The organism is Catenovulum sediminis, from assembly GCF_007289895.1.
Classification (GTDB): domain Bacteria; phylum Pseudomonadota; class Gammaproteobacteria; order Enterobacterales; family Alteromonadaceae; genus Catenovulum; species Catenovulum sediminis.
This window is the reverse complement of sequence record NZ_CP041660.1, coordinates 269961-282616: the sequence shown is the minus strand read 5'-3', so window position 1 is coordinate 282616 and position 12656 is coordinate 269961. Positions and strand designations below refer to the sequence as shown.

The 12656-nt window shown below is 39.3% G+C and carries 10 protein-coding genes; 9 read left to right on the top strand and 1 reads right to left on the bottom strand.

The window, feature by feature from the left end:
- Window positions 1-39: 39 nt before the first annotated feature.
- The 9 genes from FNT16_RS01160 (at window position 40) to speD (ending at window position 11032) form a co-directional block, all read left to right on the top strand.
- Window positions 40-2196: a type I secretion system permease/ATPase gene (locus FNT16_RS01160; protein WP_143869825.1), complete on the top strand. Its 2157-nt coding sequence runs from the start codon at window positions 40-42 to the stop codon at window positions 2194-2196.
- 5 nt (window positions 2197-2201) lie between these two features.
- On the top strand, window positions 2202-3569 hold the full coding sequence (locus FNT16_RS01155) for an HlyD family type I secretion periplasmic adaptor subunit (protein ID WP_143869824.1): 1368 nt from the start codon (window positions 2202-2204) through the stop codon (window positions 3567-3569).
- Between the two features lie 39 nt (window positions 3570-3608).
- Window positions 3609-4943, top strand: a complete 1335-nt coding sequence (locus FNT16_RS01150) for a TolC family outer membrane protein (RefSeq protein ID WP_185976655.1) — start codon at window positions 3609-3611, stop codon at window positions 4941-4943.
- Window positions 4933-5961: an OmpA family protein gene (locus FNT16_RS01145; RefSeq protein WP_143869822.1), complete on the top strand. Its 1029-nt coding sequence runs from the start codon at window positions 4933-4935 to the stop codon at window positions 5959-5961. The genes FNT16_RS01150 and FNT16_RS01145 overlap by 11 nt, the downstream gene beginning before the upstream one ends.
- Window positions 5942-6598, top strand: coding sequence for a transglutaminase-like cysteine peptidase (locus FNT16_RS01140; RefSeq protein WP_143869821.1), 657 nt, complete (start codon window positions 5942-5944; stop codon window positions 6596-6598). The genes FNT16_RS01145 and FNT16_RS01140 overlap by 20 nt, the downstream gene beginning before the upstream one ends.
- A 14-nt stretch (window positions 6599-6612) precedes the next feature.
- Complete coding sequence (locus tag FNT16_RS01135; protein WP_143869820.1) at window positions 6613-8559, top strand: bifunctional diguanylate cyclase/phosphodiesterase; 1947 nt, start codon at window positions 6613-6615, stop codon at window positions 8557-8559.
- A gap of 24 nt (window positions 8560-8583) precedes the next feature.
- Window positions 8584-9726, top strand: coding sequence for a MalY/PatB family protein (locus FNT16_RS01130; protein WP_143869819.1), 1143 nt, complete (start codon window positions 8584-8586; stop codon window positions 9724-9726).
- Window positions 9727-9812: 86 nt separating this feature from the next.
- Entirely contained in the window at window positions 9813-10154 is a 342-nt protein-coding gene (locus FNT16_RS01125; RefSeq protein WP_143869818.1) for a DUF3802 family protein, read from the top strand.
- Between the two features lie 68 nt (window positions 10155-10222).
- On the top strand, window positions 10223-11032 hold the full coding sequence (gene speD, locus FNT16_RS01120; protein ID WP_143869817.1) for an adenosylmethionine decarboxylase: 810 nt from the start codon (window positions 10223-10225) through the stop codon (window positions 11030-11032).
- Window positions 11033-11132: 100 nt separating this feature from the next.
- Here the strand turns inward: speD and FNT16_RS01115 are convergent, their stop codons facing one another.
- Complete coding sequence (locus FNT16_RS01115; RefSeq protein ID WP_143869816.1) at window positions 11133-12470, bottom strand: HD-GYP domain-containing protein; 1338 nt, start codon at window positions 12468-12470, stop codon at window positions 11133-11135.
- Between the last annotated feature and the right edge of the window lie 186 nt (window positions 12471-12656).

The window sequence follows — 12656 nt, the reverse complement described above, 5'->3', positions numbered from 1 at the left end:
TGTTAGCCCGTACAACATAAGAAAAAAATAAATATAACTATGTCTGAGCAAAGAGACCGATTACAAGAATCGCTGCAATTAGCCGCTGAACATACAGATCCCTTGTTAGGGAGTTTGGCTTTTTTAAGTAAATATCATGGTACCCCGTTTTCAGCTCAAGTAATGGGAGCCGGTTTACCGCTCATTGATGGTAAATTAACGCCAGAGCTATTACCCAGAGCTGCCAGTCGAGCAGGGTTAGATGCAAAATTGGTAAAAAAAAGCCTAGAAAACATTTCTAAGTTACTACTGCCGTGCATACTATTACTAACTGAGAATAGAAACTGTACCTTAATATCAATTGACGGAGACACAGCAAAAATAGCATGGCCTGAACTAACCGATGGCTTTGATGAAATACCGCTGCAAGAGCTCGCAGAGATTTATACCGGTTTTTGCTTTCTGGTTAAAAAGCGCTACAGGTTTGACGAAAGATCGCCAGAAGTTCTAAAAACAAACAAAGGGCATTGGTTTTGGAGCACCTTAAAAGATAATCTTCCTATTTATAAAGACGCGTTAATCGCTGCGTTTTTCATCAATCTATTTGCGGTCAGCACACCATTATTTGTTATGAATGTGTACGATAGAGTCGTACCTAACTCTGCCATTGATACCTTATGGGTACTGACCATAGGTATGATTATCGTTATGGTTTTTGATTTTATACTAAAGCAGACACGTTCCTATTTATTAGATCTGGCAGCCAAAAAATCTGACGTTATTCTATCCAGCAGATTATTTGAAAAAACCCTACGCATGAACATGGCATCAAGACCACAATCTGTCGGTGCATTTGCTAGAAATATTCAAGAGTTCGATTCAATACGAGACTTTATTACTTCAGCGACCATAGCCACATTGATTGATATACCATTTTCAATAATTATTATCACGGTTGTCGCATTAATTGCAGGCCCTATCGCGATAGTTCCAATTGTTGCGATTATCATAATGCTGACTTATTCAGCATGGATAAAACACAAAATGCGGCAACTCGTCGAAGAAGGCAGTCGATACAGCACAATGAAAAATGCACACTTAATTGAAACATTAAGTGGTATAGAAACACTAAAACTTAATAGCGCAGAAAGTCAATTCCAACAAAAATGGGAAGAGCTTATCGGCAATATCTCAAGTTGGAATATCGGCATTAAAAAGCTGGCGACTACAGTCGGCTCAGTGAGCGGCTTTTTGACACAATTGGCTTCCGTTCTGGTTGTTGTCGTCGGTGTATTTTTAATTAGCGAAGGCGATATTAGCATGGGGGCTTTGATTGCCGCGGTGATGTTGAGCAATCGAGTGATGCAGCCATTTACACAAATCTCTTTATTGGCAACGCGATACAATCAAGCAGAATCAGCATTAAAAACGCTTGATGACATTATGCAACTGCCGGATGAATCATTAGAAAAATACCTTCACAGACCCTATTTTGACGGCAACATAGAATTTAACCAAGTTTCATTTGCTTATCCAGAAGCCGACAACAAAGTGCTTAAAAACATCAGTTTTAACATCAAAGAGAAAGAAAAAGTTGCAATCATTGGAAGAATTGGTGCTGGTAAATCGACTATAGAAAAGCTTTTGTTAGGTTTTTATCAGGCAAAAGACGGAGCCATCCGCTTAGATGGAATTGATATCAACCAAATAAGTCCTGCCGATTTACGAACAAAAATTGGCTGTTTACCGCAAGATATTAACCTATTCTATGGCTCTATCCGAGACAACATTACACTGGGTGTACCGCATGTCGAAGATGAACGAATATTAAGAGCAGCGCGCCTTGCAGGCGTGACCAGTTTTACCAATGTTGACCCAGATGGGCTAGACAGGCAAGTCGGCGAAAAAGGTGCGTATTTATCAGGCGGGCAGAGGCAGGCTGTAGCGCTGGCTCGTGCATTATTATTCAACCCGCCAGTACTGATTTTGGATGAACCAACCTCAAACATGGATAATTACTCAGAACAACAAGTGAAGCAAAAGTTAGCCGTATTAGCACAAGATAAAACATTTATTTTAATAACACACAAAATATCTATGTTGGAATTGGTTGACCGGGTTATTGTGATGGAACGCGGACAAATAGTTGCAGATGGTGCACGCGATCAGGTTTTACAGCAGCTCAGATGCGGGCAAGTTAAATACCCACAGGCATAAATGCAATGACAAAAAAAATACCAGAATCAGAAATCCCATATATTAACAACTTAAACGCAGCACTTTTAACTAAGACACCCAATGCCAGCCGCAGAGTCATTTACATTGTTGCATTGTTTATAACAACCATTATTGTTTGGGCGGCATTTGCAAAGCTGGATGAAGTCACAGTTGGCCTTGGCAAAGTGATACCCTCGCAACAAGTGCAAGTCATTCAGAATTTAGAAGGTGGGATACTAAAAGAAATTTTTGTAAAAGAAGGTGATGTAGTAGAAGCAGGCGAAAAACTCATTAGTATCGATGAAACACGATTTTTATCAGAGTACCGAGAACAAGAAGCGTTAGCCTATAGCTTGCGAGCTGAAATTATTCGCCTAAGAACTGAGCTTGAAAGTATCCAAGTTGAAAGTGGCTTAAGTAATCAATATGCCGTTCAGGTCAAAGTATTGCAATTTGGCGATATTATGCAAACCAACCCCGAAGTCGTTAGCAGGCAAAAAGCACTATATAACGAGCGAATTAGAAATTTAGAAAATCAGGTGAGCATACTAGAACAGCAAGTTACACAGAAAAAACAACAACTCGCTGAATTAGAGTCAAAAATAGATCATGCCGAAAGAAGCTACAACTTAGTCAGAAAAGAATTGGATTTAACCCGTCCATTGGCAAACAGAGGCGTGGTTTCAGAAGTTGAACTTATTAAACTAGAACGCGCAGCGAATGATGTAAAAGGAGAGCTTGAAAGCAATAGATTACTCAAGCCTAAAATTCGTGCAGAAATAGAAGAATCGCTAAATAAACGAAAAGAAGTTATTCTTAAATTCAGAAGTGAAGTGCAAAAAGAGCTATCGAAAGCTGAAACAGAACTTTCATCACTAGACGAGGCTTTGGTATCATCGCAAGACAGGTTAACACGAACGAGCGTTTATTCACCTGTCAAAGGTACTATTAAAACTATTAACATTAATACGATTGGCGGTGTAATACAGCCAGGTATGGATTTGTTAGAAATAGTACCGATGGCGGATAGTTTATTAGTAGAAGCAAAAATTTTACCTAAAGATATCGCATTTTTGCGACCGGGCTTGCCTGCCGTGATAAAATTAACCGCATATGACTTCGCGATTTATGGTGGATTAAAAGGTACAGTAGAGCATATCAGTGCCGATACTATACAAGATGAGAAAGAAAACAGCTTTTATCTCATCAGGGTACGAACAGAAGATAGTTATTACGATAGCAAAGACAACCCATTACCTATAATTCCGGGAATGACAGCAACAGTTGATGTTTTAACTGGTAAGAAAACCGTGTTAGATTATATACTTAAGCCAATCGTTAGGGCTAAGCAAAATGCAATGCGCGAAAGATAATAATTAAATGCAAAAAAAAGAATTGGGGAAGCGTCACAATTGAAAAAATTGAATATGCGCACACATATTTTGTTGGCTATCAATATTTGGATTATCAGTTTTTCTGTTAGTTATGCAAAGTCGGTTGAAGAAGCTGTAGCAACGGCTTTTAATACGAATCCAGAACTAAAAGCCGCTTACAATAGATATCGCTCTGCTTACCACCAACATAAAGGTAGTAAAGGTGCTTGGTATCCAAATATAAATGCCCGCGCAAATATTGGGCAGGGTAGGCAAAACACACCAGAATCACGAGCCGGTATTGAAGATGAACAAACAAAACCAATTGAATATAGTATCAGTTTAGAGCAAGTCTTATTCGATGGCTTTTTTACCCGCAATGAAGTTAAGCGCACCGAACAGGAAATGCGCTCTGAATATTATGCGCTAAAAGAAACGGCTGAAAATAAAGCATTAGATGCAGTATCTGCATATTTAGCAGTATATCGGGAACGGCAATTAAAAACGCTGGCAGAGAAAAACCTGGCTTCACATCAGGAAATATATGAACAAATAAAAATGCGAGCAGATAGTGGGTTAGGCTCTAATTCAGAATTGTCGCAAGCGTCAGGGCGACTGGCCCGAGCACATGCCAGCGCGCTTGCTGCAGAAAATAATTTGCAAGACGTCTTAGCGCAATACAAAGCAATTATTGGCGAGTCTGCAGATGAAATTATTGTACCTAAAGTCAATCAAGTAAAAATACCTACTAGCTTGGGTGATTTGTTAAATCAATCAAAAGAACAACACCCAACGCTTTATCTAGCAAAAGCAGATATAGCAGCAACACAGGCTCAGTTGAAAACCGCAAAAGCGGCCTATTATCCGCGAGTTACATTTGAAGTATCAAAATCAAAAGTGGATGACCGAGGATCAGACAATGCATTTCGTGATGAAACCCGAGCAGATATCGTAGTAACTTATAACCTGTTTCGAGGCGGAACAGACCGGCACGCAGAGCTCAACGCTGCATATCAAATAGAACAAGCAAAAGAAATTCGTCACCAAGCCGAGAGGCAAGTATTAGAAGGGGCCAAATTATCTTGGAATGCGATGACCTCAATACAGCAACAGCTAGAATTTTTGCGAATTCATGTAGAGCAAAGTTACATTACGCAACAAGCATATAAAAAGCAATTTGATTTGGGGCGCAGAACTTTGCTCGACTTACTGGATACTGAAAACGAACTATTTGAAGCCAGAAAATCTTATGTCAATGCCGAAGCATCCTATATAACGGCACAATATCGTGTATTAAACGCAATGGGGCGCTTATTAGAAGCACTGGAAATAAACCCTCAAGAGTATTGGCAGGTCGCGCGAAATGCAAACTAAGCTACTAAAATTAATTGCTACATCAAGCCTGTTTATTGTTTTAAATGCATGCAGTGTATTAAATCTTGAATCCTATAGAGATCGGCCTGAATGGCAAAACATCTCTAAATCCAGTTACCAACGACTAAACGACAGTGATTTAGACGGCGTGATAAAAGCACGCGAAATGTGTGCTGACACTAAAGTCGGGCACCAAGTAGACAACTATGGTTGCTCAACACTGGTAGATAACTTAAAAGAACATCAGACCCGCTTATATTTTCAGTATCAAGAAGCGAAATGGGGTGAGGTTTCACTCAGTGCTGCACATGACTTTTTATCAAGCTTAAACCCAGATTACAAATGGTCAATCGTGATAAAAAACGAGCAGAAAAATAATGTTCACTACATCCAAAGAAGCCAGTTAATATTGTCACTTATTCAAAAAGAATACCCGAATTTATTTAGCAAAATATCAATACAACAAGCAGGTGAAACATTAAAAACCATCAGTGCAGAAAATACGGTAGAAACGCCCAGTGACAAAGTATTCATTGTCTATTTTGACAATGACAGTGCCAAGTTAAACGCGCTAGATCAGCAAAAAATAAGCGAGTTTATAAACGCATATAAAAGCAAGGGCACAGGTAAATTATATCTGAGTGGTCACGCATCAATGCACGGCGAAAATGACTACAACCAAGCATTAAGCGAGCAACGCTCACAAGCACTCATTGGCTACTTAACCGCAAAATACCAAATTCAGAAAGACGCAATCGACGCAACAGCAATGGGCGAAGAAATGCCTTTGGTGATTGATGAAACAGAAGAAGCGCAAAGATTAAATCGTAGAGTTGAAATGATTTATCAGGAAAGTGCACAAGCAAATACGCAAAATGATGACGACGGAAGAGTCGAACTTGTAGCACAAAGTTTAGTCACCGAAGCAGAACTCAAGTGGCACATCTACATTATGGAAGCGCAAAACAGCGAAATGGAAACTGAAAATTCTGACAATTATGAAGCGCTTGGCTGGTAAATTAATTACCGCCAGCTTTATCATTCTAACCCTCATATCAGTATGGGCTGCTGAGCAGCTCAATACGGCCAAATTAATACAACACGTTGTGCAAAAATACGGCGAAGATGCCGGCAAACGAGCTAATGCATGGCGCAATATTGTAGAGAATAACCAACATCTGTCAGACAAAGATAAATTGAAAAAAGTCAATCTTTTTTTCAATTTATTTGATTTTGTTGACGACCAAATCATGTGGAAACAAGAAGACTACTGGGCCACCCCACTAGAATTTATTGGGCGCAAAGGCGGAGACTGCGAAGACTTTACAATCGCCAAATATTTTACTTTATTAGAGTTAGGCGTGCCGATAGACAAATTGCGCCTAACCTACGTAAAAGCAGTCAGGTTAAATCAATTTCATATGGTATTAGCTTACTATGAAACTCCAAAATCCATGCCTTTGATATTAGACAACTTAGACGGCGAGATTAAACCGGCGATAAAACGAAGAGATTTAATCCCCATTTTCTCTTTTAATGGTCAACAACTGTGGCTTAATAAACAAAAAGGAAAAGGGCAACTTGTTGGCAGTTCTGAGCGTTTAGACCACTGGGATAACCTCAGTAAACGCTACCAATTAACTGAATTTAAATAGTACCAGGTGATATTATGACTTTGTTTCGACAAATTCTGCTGATGATAATAGTCTGCTTTTCGCTGAACTTAGTAGGTGTTTTGTGGTTAGAATTTAACTCTACACGAAACTACTTAGCGAACCAATTAGAGTCAGACTTAAATAACACGTCTACGTCATTAAGTATGGCGCTGCAACCGCATTTACAAAGTGATGACAAAGTGATGATTGAATCTACCATCAATACTTATTTTGATGGTGGATTTTATGAATCTATTGAGTTGGAAACCTTTGTAGATGAAAAAACCATATCAAGAAAAAATCCGGTACGTATTGCAGGTGTGCCAGAATGGTTTATCAACTTAGATTTATTAAATATCCCACAACAAGAAACCACAATCACAGACGGCTGGATGCAAGCAGGTACACTTAAAATAAAAGGACACCCCGGATTTGCATATAAACAATTATGGGAAGCATTCACCGCCATGTTTATATGGATTTTCTGTTTATCGATTGCGGTAATTATTTTTACTGGCTTTGGTATTCGAGTCTTGTTGGGGCCGCTTAGAAAAATACAGAAAAAAGCACAAGAAATTCAAGAAAGAAAATTCGGTAATGCACTAGAACTGCCCGCAACAAAAGAGCTTAAGCAAGTCACCGAAGCCATCAACAAAATGACAGAAAAACTAAAAGAACAATTTCAAGAAGAAGCAAGATTACACGACAAACTGAAACAACAAGCGTTTCAAGATCCCACCACAGGGCTAGGGAATCGCTCGTTTTTTAATCGACAGCTCAATGCATGGTTAGAAGAATCAGCGCATGGCTCAGTACTACTGCTCGAACTCAATGGGTTGGAGACTATTAAAAAACGCGATGGATTCACACAAAGAGATGACGTAGTAAAAGCCGCAGCACAACGGCTATTAAATGTGTTTAACCCCGACAATGGTCACGTAGCCTGCCGATTATCAGTGAATGAATTTGCAGTATTAGTACAAGGCGCTGACTTACAAGCAATTGAGTATAAATTAGAACAATTGCAACAAACGTTAGAATCACCACACTTTACCAAACAGTTTTATGACGAGCCAATATTCTATATTGGCACCGTGGTCGTTAAAGAAAAAACTGAAGCTACCAAACTAATGGGTATGGTTGATTCAGCCTTGCAACAAGCAAGGCAAAGTGCCAAGCACATTAATATCGTGCAACAGAACAAAGAAAATACCGCCAGTACCTTAGTTAAAACCGAGTTACGCGATAAAATATTAGGCGCAATTAACAACGCTAACCTAGGCTTTTCTAGGCAACCTGTCATTGAATTTAATAAACCACAAGATACATTGCATTTTGAAGCATTTGCGCAGTTAAAATTAAAAGATTTAGGTTCAATTAATGCAGCATCATTTATATCTGTCTTAGATGAATATGAACTTGGCCAAGTATTTGATAAAAAAGTCATCGAAACCATCTTTGCACATATCAACAAACACCCAGATAAATCTTATGCCATCAACCTGACAGCCAGTGCGCTAAAAGATGAAAATTTCATCTTATGGTTAATTGATATTATACGTGCTAACTCACACTTAGCCGCGCACATCTGTTTTGAATTCAGTGAAGAAAGTGTCATCTATAACCGAGAGCGTATCGAAAACTTGTGTTATCAGTTTACAAATATGGGCATTCAATTTGGTGTAGACAGAGTCGGTCGTAATTTTTCATCGTTAAGTTATTTGCAGTCAATTCATCCAAATTACGTTAAAATCGACCATGCATATACACAAATGGCGCTCAGCAACAAAGATGACGCCTATTTTGTTGGCTCATTATGTACTACCATTCACAACTTAGACGTTGCGGTAATTGCAACTCGGGTAGAAAATGAAGCCCAACTGGAAATCTTAAAAGAATATCATTTTGATGGCTATCAAGGGTTTATTTACAAACCAGAACACTTTGAAATAAGCCAGTAAAAGAAATTAGAGGCGAAGAAAAAAATGTCTTTTGACTTTGACAAAATTATAGACAGAAAACCAACTCATTCATTTAAATGGGATAAATATCAAGATCAGGACATTATCCCAATGTGGGTTGCCGATGCCGAATTTCAGCCGCCGCAAGAAATTATCGATGCAATCAAAGAAAGGTGTGACCACGGCATACTGGGCTACACACTGCCTTACGAATCACTGAATCAGGCAACCTGTGAGTGGATTGCAAAAGAACATAACTGGCACATTTTGCCCGACTGGATAGTCTGGACACCAGGCGTAGTCCCCGCATTCAACGTAGCCTGTAAAGCCTATTGTCAACCAGGTGATAAAATACTGATTCAAGTACCCAACTATCCACCCTTATTAAAAGCGCCATCGCTTAACCAATGTGAGCGGGTTGATATTCCAAGTGTACTCGAAAACGGCGTTTGGAAGCTGGATATGGCCGAGCTAGAAAAGCAAGCAGCTGATCCGAAAACTAAACTATTTATCATGTGCAATCCAATGAACCCATGCGGTTCAGTGATGACAGAAAGCGAACTTAAGCATGTTGCCGAAATATGTTTACGCCACAATGTCATACTATGCTCAGACGAAATTCATTGTGATCTCATCTTAGAGCCGGGCGTTAAACATATTCCAGCGCCCTCATTGCAAGAGATATCCGGCAAAGCCATCAGCCTAATGGCGCCAAGTAAAACATTTAACATTGCAGGTTTAGGCGCATCATTTGCCGTTATTCCAGATAGCCGCGTTCGCATGCAATTTAGAAATGCAGCAATGGGCATCGTACCCTGGGTACAAGTATTAGGCCTCGTCGCAACAGAAGCCGCTTTTAAACATGGGGATAAATGGCATAAAGCACTGCTAGCCTATTTAAAAGAAAATCGCGACTACTTATATCAAGAAATTAATGCCTTAAAAGGCATGAAAATGGTAAAAGCAGAAGCAACCTTTTTAGCATGGATTGACTGCTCAGAACTACCGGTAGAAGATGTGCAAGAATTCTTTGAGCATGCAGGTGTAGGCCCATCACCGGGCAGAGACTTTGGTGAACCTAAATTTGCACGCATCAACTTTGCATGCGCCAAAGCACAGTTAGAAGAAGCGGTGCGCAGAATTAAAAAAGCGCATAGCGCACTATAAATAGTTTAAGTTGTGATATACAGGTTATTCGTTACAATAATCAGCGAATAACCAACACCAACTTAAAAGTAGTAGCAGAGGGTCACATGGTCACAGAATCGCAGGCTTATATCGAACTGGTATCCTATTTCACCGAAAATTTGGATTTATTCCAGCCGGATAGCAGTGAACAAACGATAGATAAATCTGTACGTGATCTAATTGAAGAACATATCGCGCAAAAGATTATGTCATTTTTTGCGCAGCACGATGGCTTAGATCAAGACACACGCCTTGACGTGGTGCGCGAAGCCGACGCAATCGTGACTGATTTAGAAGAGTTTTTATCCAGACGACTCGATCAACCGGCGACTAAAGCGCAAGAAGCGTTTGTTGTTGAATTTGCCGGATTGATAAAAAATCTGTTTGACTCGGCATTTATCAAATAATATTGCTTTTTATCAAAGCAAAATTTCACTAGAATACGCGAAATTTTAAACCATGGAGTGCACTCGCATTGACACAACCTGCACAAAAAATCAAACTACACGGCTTCAATAATTTAACTAAAAGCCTAAGCTTCTCAATATATGATATTAGCTGGGCGAAATTAGATAAACACAGAAGCGAATACATCGAATATATCGATGAGCAGTATAATGCCGATCGTTTAACCGATATATTACGTGAAGTTGTCGATATTATTGGTGCAAATGTACTTAACATAGCGCGTCAAGATTACGAGCCTCAAGGGGCCAGTGTTACAATATTGATTAGTGAAGAACCGGTACTAAACGCAAATCAATATGACAACAACGAAACGCCGGGGCCACTGCCAGATTCAGTTGTAGCGCATTTGGATAAAAGCCACATCTGTGTGCACACCTATCCAGAAAGCCATCCAGAAAATGGCATCAGTACATTTAGGGTTGATATAGAAGTGTCTACCTGCGGCATTATCTCGCCACTAAAAGCGTTAAATTTCTTAATTCACTCTTTTGACTCAGACGTTGTCACCATAGACTATCGTGTCCGTGGGTTTACGCGTGACGTAAATGGTGTAAAACACTATATCGATCATGATATTAACTCGATTCAAAATTACATGTCAGAAGATATACACCAGCTGTACAACATGATTGATGTGAATGTATATCAAGAAAATATCTTCCACACCAAAATGGTACTAAAAGACTTTGACGTCAGCCGACACTTGTTTGGTACAGGCGTAGAGGATTTAGGCGACAGCGAATTAGAAGACGCGAAACGCAAACTACAGCAAGAAACACAGGAAATATTTTACGCCCGTAATTTACCAAACCTGTAAAACAAGCGAACACTTTACACATACACCCGTTAAATAGCTTAGCGTTTATCGTTAGCAAAGCGGGTGTAATTTAAAGATAGTAATAAAGCTAGTAATAGAGCTAGAGTAAATCCGCTTTAAAATGTCCCATCATCGCTTTTAAGATCCTATATATATCTTTGTATTCTGACACTTGTTCCTCAGGCCCTTGTAAATGAGTGATGATTAAAGAAAAAACTTTACGTAGCTCATTTAGATGCCAAGACATTTCATTTAACATCAGTGCATATTGCTCAATTTCTTCTACCTCCTTGTCTGATATTGATTGAAAATCAACTTCTTTAAGCCAATTAACAAAACGGTTATCGTCAATACCAGAACGTGTCAGCAAACGTCTTAACCAACTAATCCGCTCAGTAGAACGTACTATTGCGGCCCCAGAATAGACCGAAGACAGGCCCGCATTGAGTATTTCAGCTTGCACAAACCACTCGTTAATATGTTTATGGCGTAGCGGAATTTTAGCCGACAAAACAGCTAACTCTTGGTTACTGTGAATACGCTTATAAGACTTAACCAACTTACCAAATAAGCGAATGCACGCATCGGTATTTTCTATACCATGTGCACCAGCGTTAAACTGCATTATCGGTAACAGCGCCTTAAACGGGTATTTTAAAGCGAAAATATATTTATAAAACATCCCTATAAAGCTGTCGGCAAAAGCAACCACTTGCCCTTCTAAAGACAACTGATGCTCAAATTTTTGCTTAGGGTAACCAAAACCATCGCACCTTTCATGATGCTCAAAAATCGCCCTAGGGATCACGTTTGGAATATTATTTTCTAACCTTACATAGTGATAACCTATCGACACATGGCCTTGTAACATTAACCAGTCTTGGGCAGATAAAACACCAGTGCCCATAACAATTTTAGGCTCGATATGTAACAGACCAATATCACGTACCAAGGTTGCGATAAATATATTACTGCTTGTTTTAACATCTAAATTGCGTTCTAAACTGATCAACAGCGCAACGTATGCACCCATTACCGCTTTTTTATATATTTCAGGATAGCTTGCTTTCAGCACCGTTAATTTTTGTAATAACAACGGATAGTACTTTAGCGCCTTGCCGTGATTTTGGAATTGCTCGACACCAACACCGTTTTCAATCAAAACTTTCACCTCAGGGTGAGACGGCAATGCAAAGAGCTCTTGCTCAACTTTACAGGTTTTTTCTAGGGCAATTTGTTGCTCTAAAGGGATCAACAGTTTATGGCGCGCTATTTTTTCAGCGATTTGTTGGTTAATTCGCGTATTTTTGGCCGCAACGAGCACGCCCGCAGTGTTGCGTATATCCCCCGTAGCAATAATCTGATTATCTTTAGTGACATTCCCTAAGTGTGTCGCGTAATGTTGGTGTAAATCAGACGATTCTAAATTTTTTGTCACGATATCAGAGTACCTCTAAATAGCTCTGAGAAAAGTATACATTATGTATACCACTTGTTTGTAAAAGTTCATAATGTAAATTTAATATTTAAATTAAGTTAATGTTGTTGCTGGTGTTTTTTCACGCAGCCAATTCTAAAAAGGCGTATTAATAATTGCATTATTGGGTTCACTGCCGCACAGGCA